This is a genomic window from Agrobacterium sp. LAD9, from assembly GCF_003031125.1.
Classification (GTDB): Bacteria; Pseudomonadota; Alphaproteobacteria; order Rhizobiales; family Rhizobiaceae; genus Agrobacterium; species Agrobacterium radiobacter.
On record NZ_PHGS01000007.1, the window covers coordinates 470,634 to 486,235 of the forward strand.

Below are 15,602 nucleotides of genomic sequence, written 5' to 3' on the forward strand. Positions count from 1 at the left end.
ATGAAACAAAGAGACGCAAAATTCACGCTTGGCGAGATCGTCCGCCACAAGGTGTTTCCGTTCCGCGGTGTGGTCATCGACGTCGACCCGGAATATGCCAATACCGAGGAATGGTGGAACGCCATTCCCGCGGAAATCAGGCCGGATCGCGACCAGCCCTTCTATCATCTTCTGGCCGAAAACGAGGAGACGGAATATGTCGCCTATGTTTCCGAGCAGAACCTCGTCCACGACGAAAACGAGACGCCGCTCCGAAACCCCAATATCGGCCGCATCTTCGACAAGGCGCCGAACGGCGAATGGCGCCCGAAAATGTCAACGGCGCATTGACGCCCGCCAACCATCTCCCCACCCTCCCAGGGACATAAAAAAACCGGTCTGTCGCCAGACCGGTTTTCTGTTTTTAGCGCTTACGCTGCAATCAGGGCTTCGGAGCGCCCTTGGCGGCATCCTGAGCGGCTTCCAGCTTCTTGCGAGCCTCTTCAGCCTTCTTCTGCATGCCTTCCTGCAGGCTGCGCTGGCTTTCGGCCAGCTGCGACTGGGTGATCGCCGGACCGTCAAAGGCGCCGGTGAAGCCGGAGAGCGCGATCTTGATGGGGTTCGGCGCGCGGCGGAAGTTGATGGAGGTGAAGACCACCTCGCTACCCTTCTTCAGGGAAGCGATCATGGCGTCCGTCAGCGGAACTTCAGCCGTGCACTTGTCGGGAAGGCAAACGGCGTAATCGAGCTTCTGGCCCTTGCCGCCGTCGATCTGCATCATCACACCCGGAGGAATGAGACGCGCGGTCGGAACGGAAACCTGCAGCAGCTTGCGGTTGACCTTGCCTTCAACGGTGATGAGGCCAACGGCAGTGATCATCTGGCCGTTCTGGGCGAGAACCACGTTCTGCACGACGCAGACATCGTTGTCTTCCTGCTTGGAGCAGGTCTTGAACCAGCCGAGCGGCGGAGCGCCGGCGCCCTGAGCGGCGGGAGCAGCATCCTGTGCCTGCGAGATGGCCGGAGCGGAAACCGCGCCCAGAGAGAGGACCAGAGCGGACAGAGCCGTCCGGGTGAATGTGTTTGCCTTTTGCATCATAAGAGTTCCGTCTCCTGAATGTCTGCCAGAACAGAACCGTTAAGGCCCTGTTCGTCGATGGCGGTATCCTTCTGCCCGTTCAACTGTCGTTTAAATGAGGCAAATGCGTGACCCGTCTCTTCCGGCCACCCTGTTACATGCCGATCGCGGCGATATCCAGCACTTCTTTAACTTTTTCTTGAGCTGACCCAAGATTTCCCGCGCTTGGATGGGTCGCACCATGTCCGTGTGCTACATATCTGCCAGAATCATGATGATAAACGGTCGTGACGCACATCGGACGGACAGTTGAGACAGGACAGTGACATGCGCAACCTTGCGGCCCTCATCCCCGCATTGTTCCTTTTGGGATCATCCCTGCTTCCCGCCGGGAACGCCCTGGCGCAGCCGCTGCACGGCATTTCCATGCACGGCACGCCGGAGCTCCCCGCAGACTTCAGGCACCTTCCTTATGTCAATCCGGATGTGAAGAAAGGCGGCCGCATCTCCTATGGCGTCGTCGGCACCTTCGACAGCCTCAATCCCTTCGTTCTCAAGGGAATGCGCACCACGGCGCGCGGCGTCTGGGACCCGGAATTCGGCAATCTTCTCTACGAACCCCTGATGCTGCGCTCCAGCGATGAGCCTTTCAGCCTTTACGGCCTGCTGGCCGAAACAGTGGAGTGGGATGAGGAGCGAAGCTTCGTCCAGTTCAACATCAACCCGAAGGCAAAATGGTCCGACGGCGAGCCGGTGACCGCAGATGACGTGATCTTCACCTTCAATCTTCTGAAGGAAAAAGGCCGCCCGCCCTTCAACAGTCGTCTGGACGGTGTGGCGAAGCTGGAAAAGATCGGTGATCGCAGCGTGCGTTTCACCTTCAACGACAAGGCCAACCGCGAAACGCCGCTCATTCTCGCCTCCTCCACCCCGATCCTGCCAAAACATGCGATCGATCCGGAAAAATTCGAACAGGCGGGCCTCGGCGCAGTCGTCGGCTCGGGTCCATACCGAATCAAAACCCTGCGGCCGGGCGAACGAATCATCTGGGAGCGCAATCCGGATTATTGGGGCAAGGACATTCCGGGCAAGGTCGGCTTCGACAATTACGACGAGATCAGCGTGACCTATTTCCTGCAGGTCACCACCATGTTCGAGGCCTTCAAGAAGGGCGATATCGACATCTATCCCGAAGGCGACGCCATCAACGGCACCTCCGACACCTCCCATTGGGGACAGGCTTACAATTTCCCCGCCGTCCATCGCGGCGACATCGTCAAGGACGTCTTCCAGCCGCGCCTGCCGACAGGCATGTTCGGTCTCGTCTTCAACACCCGCCGCGCCGTCTTCGCCGACGAGAAGGTGCGCGAAGGCCTTACCTACGCGTTCGATTTCGAGTGGATGAACAGAAACATTCTCGGCGGCTCCTTCAAGCGCACACAGAGTTACTGGCAGAATTCGCCGCTCGGCGCCTATGGCAATGCCGCAGACGAACGCGAGCTGGCGCTGCTCGGCGACGCGGCTAAGACCATGCCTCCGCAGCTACTGACCGGCACCTATGCCTTGCCGACCACCGACGCCACCGGTGCGGACCGCAAGGTCCTTAAAATGGCCGTCGACAAGCTGAAAGAGGCCGGATACAGCATCAGGAACGGCAGGATGTCCGACGCCAACGGCCGCCAGCTCGCCTTCGAGATCATGACACAGAACCCCGCTCAGGAGCGCATCGCGCTTGCCTATCAGCGTTCTCTCAATCTGATCGGCGTCGCCATGGGCATCCGCTCGGTCGATGACGGGCAATATCAGGCCCGCTCGAACAGCTTCGATTACGACATGATCATCCGCTCCCTGCCGTCGTCGCTTTCGCCGGGCATGGAGCAGCTCAACCGCTGGAATTCGCTCTCACGCGATGCGCAGGGCAGCTTCAACTATGCGGGCGCCGCCAATCCCGATATTGACCGGATGATCGAAGCGCTGCTGCAGGCGCGCTCGACGGAAGATTTTCAGGCCGCCGTGCGCGCCTATGACCGCCTTCTGGTTGCCGGCCACTACATCATTCCGCTCTATTATATCGGCGCGCAATGGGTTGCGCGCTGGAAATATATCGACCGCCCGGATATGACGCCAATATCAGGCAATCAGAAACAGACCTGGTGGGATGCGCGGGCGCAGTAACCCGCCCCTGCCCGGTCCAGGACAAGGGAAGATAAAGCCATGGAACGCATCGTTATCGACGTCGTATCGGATATGGTCTGCCCCTGGTGTTATCTCGGCAAGGCAAGGCTCGATCTTGCCATAGCCGAGGTGCAGGATGAAATCAGCGTCGACGTGAACTGGCGTCCCTATCGCCTCAACCCCGACTATCCGCCTGAAGGCGTCGACCAGAAAGCAGCTCTCGAGGAAAAACTCGGCAAGGAGCGTCTGGAACAGGCCCACGCCACACTGGTGCAGCTCGGCAAGGAAGTCGGCATCGACTACGATTTTGATGCGATCAAGATCGGTCCGAACACGCTTGATGCACACCGCCTGTCGCTCTGGGCCCATTCCGAAGGCCGCGACGTCCAGGAGAAGGTCGTGACCGGGCTGTTCAGGGCCAACTTCGAAGAAGGCCGCAATATCGGCGACCACGCCGTGCTGATCGATGTGGCCGAAAAGGCGGGTATGGACGCGCAGGTGGTGGCACGGCTTCTCGCTTCGGAGGCGGACAAGGACACGGTCATCGCCGAAATTGATGCGGCGCAGCAGATGGGCGTCGCCGGCGTACCCTTCTTCATCATCGACCAGAAATACGCCATAAGCGGTGCACAAACGCCTGATGTCCTGATTGCTGCATTGCGGGATATTGCAAAAATCAAGGCGGACGAGCATAGATCGATGAACTGACGGCCAAACCACCGGCGGTTTTCTGCAACTCGATTTTCCCCCGGTGTTTCCGTGTCCGACCAGACCCTGAAAGGCATTCTGCTCGCCTTTGCCGCCTTCGCTGCCTACGCTTGGAGCGATGCCAGCGTTAAACTCATAGAAGGCCAGATTTCGCCGATCGAATCGGCCTTCTTCGGCGCCCTGTTCGGGCTCGTCGCCCTGCCCTTCATCCGCAAGCGCAACGATCGCTGGGTGGATGTGGTGAAGACGACGAACCGTCCTTTGTGGATCATCCGTTTTTTTGCCGCCGGCACCGGTGCTGTCGGCAGCGTGACCGCCTTTACCCATCTTTCCATGGCCGAAGCCTTTGCGCTGATCTTCCTTTTGCCCTCCTTCGTCACCATCATGTCGGTGGTATTTCTGAAGGAACAGGTGGGCATCCGTCGCTGGTCCGCAGTCATCATCGGTTTCCTCGGCGTACTGGTCATCCTGCGGCCGGGCTTCCGTGAACTGGGTATCGGCCATCTCGGCGCCATCATCGGCGGCTTCAGCGGCGCGCTCAGCATCGTCATCTTCCGCGCCATGGGGCCCTCGGAAAAAAATGTCTCGCTTTATGGCGCTGGCGTGCTGGGCTGTCTCACCATCAGCGGCATCGCCATGGTCCCCACCTTCATCATGCCGGGCGGTGAGCAATGGCTGCTGCTGGCGGGGTATGGCCTGCTCGGCGCACTTGGCAACGTGCTGGTCATGTATGCCGCCCAATATGCGCCCGCCGCCATGATTGGCCCGACGCAATATAGCCAGATGCTCTGGGCCATCCTTTTCGGTTATCTGATTTTCGGCGACCGTATCGATGGCTGGATGCTCTTCGGCATCGCCCTCATCGTCGGCTCCGGCCTATTGACGCTGATCCGCGAGAAGCAGAGAAAAGTGCCGCTGCCCGCCTCGATCGCCGCAACCGATCAGAACGTGGCCGTCGGCATCACACCGGAAGACGAGACTTAGGTCACAAGAATACGGAACGACCGGCGACTGTTCCTGCCGCCGGCGCTCTCAGCTGTCAGTCGCAAACCCTGACCCGATACATGTCGCCCCAGGCATTCTGTCGCCAGGCAACGTGGCAGCGCGGATAGACGGGTTCATACGCGACCGGCGGGCCATAAACAGGCGCAGCGTAGACGGGAGGACCGTAAGCCGGACCATAGGCCGGAGCGTAGGCGTAACCCGGGTGTCTTGCACCCGCAATCAGCGCTCCGCCAATGATCGTGCCGGCAATGCCGGCCGCAAGGCCGCGGCCGAAATTATTGCGCGCTTCCGCCTGGCTGGTGGTGGCAATTGTGGTGCCCGCAATTGTCAAAGCAACCAGACCAGCGGTGGCAAACCTGTTGATGTTGGTCCACATCGTCCTGCTCCTTCATGACCCGGCGGCATCTACAGATCCGCCGCACCGGGTATGAAATGGAGATTACGCCCGCGAAAACTACCGGCACATGTCCGTTTAGTTACATCGCTGTAATATGGACGACAGCCCGCACTCTGCCGGTGCCATGGTCAGGAGCGCGCCAGTTCCGCAAGCTGCGTCATGACCATCGCCGCACCCGTCAACCGCTTTTCAGGCGTGGGCAGATCGCGGGTGAGGAACAGGCTGTGATCCGGCCGGATCTTCGCCATCGTGCCCTGTTTGCCGATATAGCCAACAAGCGCTGCCGGATTGGGGAATTCCTTGTTGCGGAACTGCACCACGACGCCCTTCGGCCCGGCGTCCAACTTTTCGACATTGGCGATACGGCAGAGCGACTTGATGTAGACGATCTTGAGCAGGTGCTGAACCTCTTTCGGCAAGGGGCCGAAACGATCGATCATTTCCGCGCCAAAACCGTCGATCTCGCTGATATCCGCAAGCTCGCCGAGACGGCGGTAAAGGCCCATGCGCAGATGCAGATCGGGAACATAATCCTCCGGGATCATAACGGAGGTGCCGACCGAGATTTGCGGCGACCAGCCGCTATCCTGCACCTGTTCGTCGCCCTTCACTTCGGCAACCGCCTCTTCCAGCATCTGCTGGTAAAGCTCGAAGCCGACTTCCTTGATATGGCCGGACTGTTCTTCGCCGAGCAGATTGCCCGCGCCGCGAATATCGAGGTCGTGGCTCGCCAGCTGGAAACCGGCGCCGAGCGTATCGAGCGATTGCAGCACCTTCAGCCGCCGCTCCGCCATCGTCGTCAGCACCTTGTTGACCGGCAGGGTGAAGAGCGCGAAGGCGCGCACCTTGGAACGACCGACGCGACCACGCAGCTGGTAAAGCTGGGCAAGACCGAACATGTCGGCGCGGTGCACGATCAGCGTATTGGCGGTCGGCACGTCGAGGCCGGATTCGACGATGGTGGTCGAAAGCAGCACGTCATACTTGCCGTCGTAGAAGGCGTTCATGATGTCTTCGAGTTCGCCTGCCGGCATCTGCCCATGCGCCACCGCCACCTTCAGCTCCGGCACATCCGATTGCAGGAAGGCATGGATATCGGCGAGGTCGGCAAGCCGCGGGCAAACATAGAAACTCTGGCCGCCGCGATAATGCTCACGCATCAGCGTTTCGCGGATGACAAGCGGATCAAACGGCGAAATGAAGGTGCGCACCGCCATGCGGTCCACCGGCGGCGTGGTAATGAGCGACAGTTCGCGCACGCCCGTCATGGCCAGCTGCAGGGTGCGCGGAATGGGCGTCGCAGAGAGCGTCAGCACATGCACATCGCTCTTCAGTTCCTTCAGCCGCTCCTTGTGCTTCACCCCGAAATGCTGCTCTTCGTCGATGATGAGCAGGCCGAGATTGGCAAAGTTGATACCTGCGCCGAGCAGCGCATGGGTGCCGACCACGATATCGGTCTTTCCGTCAGCCACTTCCTTTTTCGTCAGCGTCAGTTCCTTGGAGCCGACGAGGCGCGACGCCTGCTGCACCCGGATCGGCAGGCCGCGGAAACGTTCGGAAAAGGTGCGGAAATGCTGGCGAGAGAGCAAAGTAGTCGGCACCACCACCGCCACTTGAACGCCGTTCATGGCAGCGAGGAAGGCGGCGCGCAGCGCCACTTCGGTCTTGCCGAAACCGACATCGCCGCAGATGAGGCGATCCATCGGCCGGCCTGCACCCAGATCCTCGCGGACCGCCTCGATGGCGTTCAGCTGGTCTTCCGTCTCGTCATAGGGGAAACGGGCGGCGAATTCGTCGTAAAGCCCATCGGGTGCCGCCAGAACCGGCGCGTGCCGCACCAGGCGCGCGGCCGCGATGCGGATAAGCTCGTCGGCCATGTCGAGCAGGCGCTTCTTGAGCTTGGCCTTGCGCATCTGCCATGCGCCGCCGCCGAGCTTGTCAAGCGTGGCTTCCGCCGCATCGGAGCCGTAACGGGAAAGAAGATCGATGTTTTCAACCGGCAGGAACAGCTTTGCATCGTCGGCATAATGCAGTTCCAGGCAGGCGCGCGGCGCACCCGCTGCCTCGATTGTCCGCAGGCCGACGAAGCGACCGATACCATGCTCGGCATGGACTACCAGCGAGCCTTCGTCCAGCCCCGCCACTTCCGAGATGAAATCCGCACCGCGCTTGCGGCGTTTCGAGCGCCGCACCATGCGGTCGCCGAGAATATCCTGCTCGCCGATGACCGCGAGCGTCCCGGTTTCGAAACCCGCCTCAAGGCTCAGCACCGCCGAGGCCGCCTCGCCCTTGCCGAGCTTCTCCACCTCTTTCAACGAGGCGACCGGCTTGATCTTCTCAAGCCCGTGCTCGTTCAGCACCTGCAGCAGCCGGTCGAGCGAACCTTCCGACCAGCCTGTTATCAGCACCTTCCAGCCCTTGGCCCGGCGCTCGGCAATATGCTTCACCGCCAGATCGAAAACATTGACCCGTTCTTCGCTCTCGCCTTCGGTTGGCGGACGCGCCCAGCGCGGCCCGACATGGGCGTCGAGCGTGGCAACCGGGCGGCCTTCGCTATCCTGCTCGTTGAAGGGTGTCAGACGCACCGCATTGACGGCGGCCAGTGCGGCATCGAAACTCTTGCCGTCGAGATAGAGCTGGCCGGGCGAAACCGGCTTGTAGGGCGCGCCCTGCGTCGATCCCTTGGTTTCGCCGGAGCTGCGGCGCGCATCGTAATAATCGAGCACCAGCTTGGAGCGCTCTTTTGCCGCCTCCCGCGCCGTGTGATCGGTGACGATGCGGAAACCCTCGAGATAATCGAATGCGGTCTCCAGTCTCTCGTAAAACAGCGGCAGCCAGTGCTCCATGCCGGCATAACGGCGGCCTTCAGAGACGGCCTGATAAAGCGCGTCGTCGCGCGTCGCGGCACCGAAGAGCGACAGGTAATTCTTGCGGAAACGGCTGATCGTATCCGGCGTCAGCGTCACTTCGCTCATCGGATTCAGATCGAGCGAGCGCGCCTGGCCGATGGTGCGCTGGCTGGCCGGATCGAAGGTACGGATGCTTTCCAGCGTATCGCCGAAGAAATCGAGCCGCACGGGCTCTTCCGTGCCCGGCACGAAGACATCCAGAATGCCGCCGCGCACGGCGAATTCACCGACTTCGCGCACCGTCGCCACCCGGTCGAAACCGTTGCGCTCCAGCCGCGCGGCGATGTCGTCCATGCGGATCTGGTTGCCGGGCTTCGCCGAAAAGCCGAGGCTCTCGATAATGTCGCGCGGCGCCATCTTCTGCAGCATGGCGTTGACGGTGACGAGAACGATGGCCGGATGCGGTTTCCTGGCGTGGCTGATGAGACCGGAAAGCGCCGCCAGCCGGCGCGCCGAGGTGTCGGCGCTCGGTGACACGCGGTCATAGGGAAGGCAGTCCCAGGCCGGCAGCGTCATGACCGGAATGTCAGGCGCGACGAAACCGAGGATCTGTTCGATATCTGCGACCCGCTGGCCATCCGACATGACATAGGCGACCGACGTCCCTGCCCGCGCCATATCAGCCAGAAGCAGGGCTTCCATGCCGGAGGGCACATTTCCGATGGTCAGCGGCGTATCTGCCGACGCCACCAGCTTTGCATCGAATCCGGCTATCATGTTTCAGGCCTTCAGGGTTTCGGCGGTGACGAGATCAAAATCGGGACGGTAGGAGGCGATCTTTTCAAACAGCGGGGTCTGGAATTTTTCCGGTATGGCAAGGGCACCCGTCACCATCTTGACGAGGTCGTTATCCTCTTCCGCCATGATGATCTCAAGCTCATCGAGCTGATCATCGGAAAGCCCGGCAATATTGTCTTCCGCAAATTGCCCGAGCACCAGATCCATCTCGCGAATGCCCCGGTGCCAGCAGCGGTAAAGAATCCGCCGGCGTCTCGGATCGAGGTCGGCACTCGTGCGCACCAGTCCAGTCATCGCATTCACCTTTCGGTTGGCTATTCAACAGGATGTTGACTGCGACCTCCTATAGAACAGGAGGCGAACGCTTGGGAACCAGTTTTTATCGAAATAATGCCACGGCCGCTAAAAACTGCCGGTGATAACCCGCCTTTGTGACCTGCGAAGTCTTGCATAAGCCGTGCCCTTCCCCGATTTTGCTGACCATGCGCCCGGCCATTCTCGATCCGCTGTTTGCTTCCGTCTCCACCCTTGCCGGTGTGGGGCCGAAGCTTGCCGATCTTCTGGCCAAGCTCTTGAGCCGGGAAAACGCCGATGACACCCGCGTGATCGATCTCCTGTTCCACGCGCCGTCCAACGTCATCGACCGCCGCAACCGCCCCGGCATCGCGCTTGCCGCACCCGGCGCCATTGTCACCATTCAGGGACGAGTGGACCGCCACCAGCCGCCACCGCCGGGAAACCGCTCCGCGCCCTATCGCGTCTTCCTGCATGACGAGACCGGCGAACTGGCGCTGACCTTCTTCCGCGCCAAGGGCGACTGGCTGTCCAAGGCGCTGCCCGTCGATGAGGAGGTTCTCGTCAGCGGCAAGGTGGACTGGTTTAATGGCCGCGCCTCCATGGTGCATCCGGATTTCATGGTGAAGCTTTCCGAGGCCGAAAACCTGCCACTTGTGGAAGCCGTTTATCCCATGACCGCCGGACTGTCCCCCAAGGTGCTGCGGCGGGCGATCGAAGGCGGGCTATCGAAGCTGCCGGTCTTTCCGGAGTGGATCGATGAAACGCTGAAGACCCGGCAAGGCTTCGGCGATGTCGCTTCGAGCTTCCGTGAGTTGCACGACCCGCGTGACAGCGCCGATATCGAGCCGCAGGCTCCAGCGCGCAGGCGGCTTGCCTATGACGAATTCCTCGCCGGGCAGCTGTCACTCGCATTGGTGCGTCAGCGGCTGCGCAAAGTGGCGGGCCAGCCGATCCGCGCCAAGGGTGATGTCGCCGCAAAAATCCTGTCGCAACTGCCCTTCTCGCTGACACCGAGCCAGAGCGCTGCGGTGAAGGATATTCTGACTGACATGGCCGGCGAAGACCGCATGCTTCGCCTGCTGCAGGGCGATGTCGGCGCAGGCAAGACGCTGGTGGCGCTGATGGCGATGGCAACGGCCGTGGAGGCCGGCGGACAGGCGGTGCTGATGGCCCCGACCGAAATCCTCGCCCGGCAGCACTACGCCACCATTTGCAAGCTCGCTCAGGCCGCGGGCATTACCGTCGAAGTGCTGACCGGCCGCACCAAGGGCAAGGAGCGGCGCGAGATCGAGGAGCGCGTCGCATCAGGTGAAGCGCAGATCGTCATCGGCACCCATGCGTTGTTTCAGGACAGCGTGAGTTACAAGAACCTCGTGCTGGCCGTGGTGGACGAACAGCACCGTTTCGGCGTTCATCAACGCCTGCGCCTCACCGCCAAGGGCATCACCCCGCATATGCTGGTCATGACTGCCACGCCCATTCCGCGCACGCTGGTTCTGGCCGCCTTCGGCGACATGGATGTCTCCAAGCTCACCGAAAAGCCGGCCGGCCGCAAGCCTATCCAGACGGTGACGATCCCCACCGAACGGATCGGCGACATTGTCGAGCGGCTGCGTTCCGCGCTGAAGGATGGCAAGAAGGCCTACTGGATCTGCCCGCTGGTGGAAGAAACGGAAGAATCCGACCTTATGTCGGCGGAGGAGCGGCACGCAGTTCTCTCGCAGATGCTGGGCGCCAATATCGGCCTCATCCATGGCCGCATGAGCGGCCCGGAGAAGGACGCCGCCATGCTCGCCTTCAAGAGCGGCGAAACCCGGCTGTTGGTGGCAACGACGGTGGTGGAAGTGGGCGTCGATGTGCCTGACGCGACGATCATGGTCATCGAACATGCCGAACGTTTCGGCCTTGCCCAGCTTCACCAGCTGCGTGGCCGGGTTGGACGCGGTGACGAGGCCTCCACCTGCATCCTGCTCTACAAAGGCCCGCTCAGCGAAAACGGCCGCGCCCGGCTTTCCATCCTGCGTGACAGCGAGGATGGCTTCCTGATCGCGGAAGAGGATTTGAAGCTGCGCGGCGAAGGCGAGTTGCTCGGCACCCGCCAGTCCGGCACGCCGGGATTCCGCATCGCCAGCCTGGAAGCCCACGCCGACCTTCTGGAAATCGCCCGCAAGGACGCGGCCTACGTCATCGAGCGCGACCCCGAACTGACGGGCCCGCGCGGCAATGCGCTGCGCACCCTGCTCTACCTGCACCGCCGCGACGAAGCGATCCGCTTCCTGCACGCCGGCTGAAAGTGACCTGTCATGAACATGATCGACCCCCGCCGCCCACCACCCGCCTTCCGCAAGGGTTATGCGCTGTGCTCGCCGCAGAATATCCTGCAACCCGAGACATTTGCGAAGAGTGAGAAAAAGGCGATCGGCAAGGCGTTCAAGAAGCCCGGCCGCAAGAAGGCCTGGAGCGAGGCGCTGGAGGCAGGCTGGAGCGTGCGCCTAGTCTATATGCGGCTTTTCGTTCCCGTTTTCCACGCGACCAATGCGGGAACGGAAGTGGATGATCTGGATGACGAGGATTGATATGGTCCATTGAATGGACTAGTCTGCGGAGTGCCTTAATTCCTGGAGCAAGCCATGCAGATTTCTGTCACTGACGCAAAGGGCCAACTGACCGAATTGGTGCGCCGCGCCGAGGCGGGAGATGAAATCATTCTCACCCGGCATGGTCATGCAGCAGTGCTGCTTGTTCCGGTCGCTGCCGTAGCGGACAAGAAATCCCGCAGTGCCACGCTGGAAAAGGTGCGCAAGGCAGTCGCAAACAAAACCAATGATGGCCCCGATGCCGCGCATAGTCAGGATTTCCTCTATGACGAAAACGGCCTGCCTGAATGATCGTCATCGATACTTCAGCACTGATGGCGATCCTGCTAAACGAACCCAAAGCGGATGCTTGCGCGGCGGCGCTCGAAACGGACGAACCTCTCCTCATTTCCGCAGGCACCCTGGCAGAAGCGATGATCGTGGCGCAGCGCCGTGGGCGCGGTCAGGAACTGGACATGCTGATCGAAGGACTCGTAGTTGAAATCAGGAATGTCACCCCGAAATCAGCACAAGGCATTTCCGAAGCCTATCGTATCTGGGGCAAAGGCATTCATCCCGCAGGGCTGAATTTCGGTGACTGTTTTGCCTACGAGTTGGCGAAAACCGAGGGCTGCCCTTTGCTTTATGTCGGCAACGACTTTTCGCAGACGGACATCCTCGGCGCTCTCTAACCGTCAAACCGGCGCGATCATCTTGGGCGGCGTGAAATCGGGCGCCACCAGACCGCCGGAAATCAGCAGTTTCGCCGCATCCTCCGGTGTCATGTCCAGCATCACGATCTTGTTTTTGGGCACGAAGAGCAGAAAACCTGCCGTCGGCACCGGTGTGGGCGGCAGGAAGACGGCGACCATCTGCTGGCCCATTTCGTTGAAACGGTGAGCAAGTTCGCCCTTGGCCTCGGAGGCGACGAAAACCATGGCCCAGGTCCCTGACGATGGAAACTCGATCAGGCCGACCTTTTTGAAGGAGTTCGAATGCTCTTTCAGGACGGATTCGAACAGCTGCTTGATGCTTTTGTAGATCGGCCGCACCAGCGGCATGCGATTAAGGATGGATTCGCCGACGCCGAAAATCCATTTGCCGATGAGGTTATTACCTAGAAAGCCGATGAGCGTGATGCCAATGACGGCGATCAGCAGGCCGAAACCGGGGATTGCCACATCGAAATATTGCTCGGGATCGTAACGGGCCGGAATATAGGGCTTCACCCAGCTATCCGCCCATTGCAGGAAACTCCACACCAGCCACATGGTGATGGTGACGGGCGCGAGGATCAGAACGCCCGTGAGGAAACTGTTGCGCAGGCGGGCTGCGAATGAAATTTTGACTGGAATATCGGTCATTTACCGTTCGGAATTAAGCGTTGTCGCCATCGAAACCCGGATGAAAACCGACAATGCCGGATGGAGTTCCACCATGCAAGCGAAGAACTGTGAAATATTCGTCAGGAATCCCTTCCGCACTCACCCCTTCGACATGGCGAAAACCGAAGCGGCCGTAATAGGCGGGATCACCGACAACGACGCAGCCGGCAGCGCTCAGCCGCTCCAGTGCGGCAAGCCCTTCACGCGCCAGCCGCGAACCGACACCTTCTCCCTGCCTTTCCGGTGTCACGGAGAGCGGCGCGAGGCAGAACCAGCCGGTCTCGCCGCCCGACAGCGTCACCGGCGAGAAGCCGACATGGCCGATGACGCCTTCGCTGTCTTCCGCCACCAGTGAAACCGTCAGTGCGCCGGCATTCCGCAGCCGCGCGACGATCAGCTGTTCTGTCCCGCTGCTGTGCTCGGCGTCACGGAAAGCATCTTCCGTAACGCGAGCGATCGCTTCCTCGTCGCCCTGCTGTTCCGGTCGGACAATCATTCCACCGTTACCGATTTCGCCAGATTGCGCGGCTGGTCCACATCCGTGCCCATGAAGACGGCGGTGTGATAGGCCAGCAGCTGGATCGGCAGCGAGAAAACCATCGGAGCAATAAGCTCGTCGACATTGGGCAACGTGATCGTCGCCATGGTGTCGAGCTTGGAGGCGGCGGCCCCCTTCTCGTCGGTGATGAAGATGATGCGGCCGCCGCGTGCAGCGACTTCCTGCATGTTCGAAACGGTCTTTTCGAAGAAGCGGTCATGCGGCGCGATGACGATGACGGGCATATTTTCGTCGATCAGCGCGATCGGCCCATGCTTCAGCTCGCCGGCGGCATAACCTTCGGCGTGGATATAGGAGATTTCCTTGAGCTTCAGCGCGCCTTCCAGCGCCAGCGGGAAGCTGGTGCCGCGGCCGAGATAAAGCACGTCCTTGAAACGCGACAGATCGCGCGACAGCGCCTCGATCTGCGGCTGGATGCTGTTGAGAACCTTGCTCATGATGCGCGGCATCTCGGTGAGATGGCGAACCAGCTCGGTTTCCTGCTGAAGCGTGATGGTGCCTCGCGCTTTTCCGGCGGCAACGGCAAGCGAAGCGAGCACGGCAAGCTGGCAGGTGAAGGCCTTGGTGGAGGCCACGCCGATTTCCGGACCGGCGAGGATCGGGAAGATCGCATCGGATTCACGCGCCATGGTCGATTCACGCGTATTGACCACCGCGCCGATCTTCAGGCCCTCCTGCTGGCAATAACGCAAGGCCGCCAGCGTATCGGCAGTTTCCCCCGATTGCGAAATGAACAGCGCGGCCTGCGTGGGAACAAGCGGTATTTCGCGATAGCGGAATTCCGAGGCGACATCGATTTCCACCGGCAGACGCGCGTAACGTTCGAACCAGTATTTGCCGATCAGGCCGGACAGATAGGCCGTGCCGCAGGCGGAAATCGCAAGGCCGGAAAGCTTGGCGAAGTCGATTGCCGTGTCGGCCTGCTTCACGGTCTTGGAGGCGAAATCCACGTAATGGCTGAGCGCGTGGGAAATGACTTCAGGCTGCTCGTAGATTTCCTTTTCCATGAAGTGGCGATGGTTGCCCTTGTCGACCACGAAGGCCGTCGCCTGCGAGATCTGACGCTCGCGCTTCACCGGCTTGCCCGAGAAATCGATGATCTCAGCACCCTGACGGGTCACGATGGCACAGTCGCCATCCACCAGATAGGTGATCTCGTTGGTAAAGGGCGACAGCGCGATGGCATCGGACCCCAGGAACATTTCGCCCCTGCCGTAACCGACGGCAAGCGGCGGGCCGGAGCGCGCCGAAAGCAGCGTGCCGGGATCGTCCTTGAACATCACCACCAGCGCATAGGCGCCTGTCACGCGGTTCAGCATCTTCAGCATCGCCTCGCGATGGCCAAGTCCTTCGCGAGTATATTTCGCCAGAAGCTGCGCCACCACTTCGGTGTCGGTCTGGGTGGTGAAGGTTGCACCCTCGGCGCTCAGTTCGTCGCGCAATTCGGAGAAGTTTTCAATGATGCCGTTATGGACGACGGCAACGCCATCGACGAAATGCGGGTGGGCGTTGGTTTCGTTCGGAACGCCGTGGGTCGCCCAGCGGGTGTGTGCGATGCCAACGACACCAGGCAGCGGCTCTTCAGAGAGCCTTTTCTCCAGATTGAACAGCTTGCCTTCCGCACGGCGGCGGTCCATCGCGCCATTGTCGATGGTGGCGACACCCGCCGAATCGTAACCGCGATATTCGAGACGCTTCAGCGCATCGACAAGCCGTTCAGCAACGGGCTGGGTTCCGACAATTCCGACAATTCCGCACATATATTTCTCCAGACGGCGATCTCTTCGCCGCAACTA

The 15,602-nt window shown here is 60.8% G+C and carries 15 protein-coding genes; 8 read left to right on the top strand and 7 right to left on the bottom strand.

All coding sequences use genetic code 11. The features are described 5' to 3' along the window. Entirely contained in the window at positions 1–330 is a 330-nt protein-coding gene (gene hspQ / locus DA915_RS09005; protein WP_003508038.1) for a heat shock protein HspQ, read from the top strand. A gap of 91 nt (positions 331–421) precedes the next feature. Here the strand turns inward: hspQ and DA915_RS09010 are convergent, their stop codons facing one another. Beyond that, positions 422–1,078: an invasion associated locus B family protein gene (locus tag DA915_RS09010; protein ID WP_003508037.1), complete on the bottom strand. Its 657-nt coding sequence runs from the start codon at positions 1,076–1,078 to the stop codon at positions 422–424. Positions 1,079–1,384: 306 nt separating this feature from the next. Between DA915_RS09010 and DA915_RS09015 the strand changes: the two genes are divergently transcribed. Genes DA915_RS09015 through DA915_RS09025 form a run of 3 tightly spaced genes read left to right on the top strand, consistent with a single transcriptional unit; the run spans position 1,385 to position 4,924 of the window. Next, a complete protein-coding gene (locus tag DA915_RS09015) occupies positions 1,385–3,232 on the top strand; it encodes an extracellular solute-binding protein (RefSeq protein ID WP_107675639.1) in 1,848 nt (615 codons plus the stop codon). A gap of 39 nt (positions 3,233–3,271) precedes the next feature. Beyond that, positions 3,272–3,940, top strand: coding sequence for a DsbA family oxidoreductase (locus DA915_RS09020; protein WP_107675640.1), 669 nt, complete (start codon positions 3,272–3,274; stop codon positions 3,938–3,940). Positions 3,941–3,991: 51 nt separating this feature from the next. Continuing rightward, on the top strand, positions 3,992–4,924 hold the full coding sequence (locus tag DA915_RS09025; protein ID WP_020809530.1) for a DMT family transporter: 933 nt from the start codon (positions 3,992–3,994) through the stop codon (positions 4,922–4,924). A 55-nt stretch (positions 4,925–4,979) separates the two neighbouring features. On the opposite strand, the gene DA915_RS09030 is transcribed toward DA915_RS09025, so the two are convergent. From DA915_RS09030 to DA915_RS09040, 3 genes are all read right to left on the bottom strand, one after another. Then, positions 4,980–5,321, bottom strand: a complete 342-nt coding sequence (locus DA915_RS09030; RefSeq protein WP_020809531.1) for a hypothetical protein — start codon at positions 5,319–5,321, stop codon at positions 4,980–4,982. Between the two features lie 149 nt (positions 5,322–5,470). Continuing rightward, positions 5,471–8,968, bottom strand: a complete 3,498-nt coding sequence (mfd, locus tag DA915_RS09035; RefSeq protein ID WP_107675641.1) for a transcription-repair coupling factor — start codon at positions 8,966–8,968, stop codon at positions 5,471–5,473. A 3-nt stretch (positions 8,969–8,971) separates the two neighbouring features. Further along, positions 8,972–9,283 (bottom strand): succinate dehydrogenase assembly factor 2, encoded by a 312-nt coding sequence (locus tag DA915_RS09040; protein ID WP_003508031.1) that lies wholly within the window; start codon positions 9,281–9,283, stop codon positions 8,972–8,974. Between the two features lie 188 nt (positions 9,284–9,471). Here DA915_RS09040 and recG point away from each other — a divergent pair, with 188 nt between their 5' ends. From recG to DA915_RS09060, 4 genes are read left to right on the top strand one after another with little or no spacing between them, the layout of a single operon-like run. Continuing rightward, the gene (gene recG / locus DA915_RS09045; RefSeq protein WP_107675677.1) at positions 9,472–11,577 is read left to right on the top strand and encodes an ATP-dependent DNA helicase RecG; all 2,106 of its coding nucleotides are present in this window, start codon (positions 9,472–9,474) and stop codon (positions 11,575–11,577) included. Positions 11,578–11,589: 12 nt separating this feature from the next. Next, on the top strand, positions 11,590–11,862 hold the full coding sequence (locus tag DA915_RS09050; RefSeq protein WP_003508029.1) for a hypothetical protein: 273 nt from the start codon (positions 11,590–11,592) through the stop codon (positions 11,860–11,862). 54 nt (positions 11,863–11,916) lie between these two features. Then, the gene (locus DA915_RS09055; protein WP_003508026.1) at positions 11,917–12,174 is read left to right on the top strand and encodes a type II toxin-antitoxin system Phd/YefM family antitoxin; all 258 of its coding nucleotides are present in this window, start codon (positions 11,917–11,919) and stop codon (positions 12,172–12,174) included. Then, positions 12,171–12,554 carry a type II toxin-antitoxin system VapC family toxin gene (locus DA915_RS09060; RefSeq protein ID WP_003508024.1) on the top strand — a complete coding sequence of 128 codons (384 nt, stop codon included), beginning with the start codon at positions 12,171–12,173 and terminating at the stop codon, positions 12,552–12,554. Before DA915_RS09055 ends, DA915_RS09060 begins: the two co-directional genes overlap by 4 nt. Before the next feature lie 3 nt (positions 12,555–12,557). On the opposite strand, the gene DA915_RS09065 is transcribed toward DA915_RS09060, so the two are convergent. The 3 genes from DA915_RS09065 to glmS are packed head-to-tail and all read right to left on the bottom strand — an operon-like array spanning position 12,558 to position 15,566. Next, positions 12,558–13,226, bottom strand: a complete 669-nt coding sequence (locus DA915_RS09065; RefSeq protein ID WP_003508022.1) for a DUF502 domain-containing protein — start codon at positions 13,224–13,226, stop codon at positions 12,558–12,560. Positions 13,227–13,239: 13 nt separating this feature from the next. Further along, a complete protein-coding gene (locus tag DA915_RS09070; protein ID WP_107675642.1) occupies positions 13,240–13,743 on the bottom strand; it encodes a GNAT family N-acetyltransferase in 504 nt (167 codons plus the stop codon). Then, entirely contained in the window at positions 13,740–15,566 is a 1,827-nt protein-coding gene (gene glmS / locus DA915_RS09075) for a glutamine--fructose-6-phosphate transaminase (isomerizing) (protein ID WP_107675643.1), read from the bottom strand. The genes DA915_RS09070 and glmS overlap by 4 nt, the downstream gene beginning before the upstream one ends. Positions 15,567–15,602 lie beyond the last annotated feature (36 nt).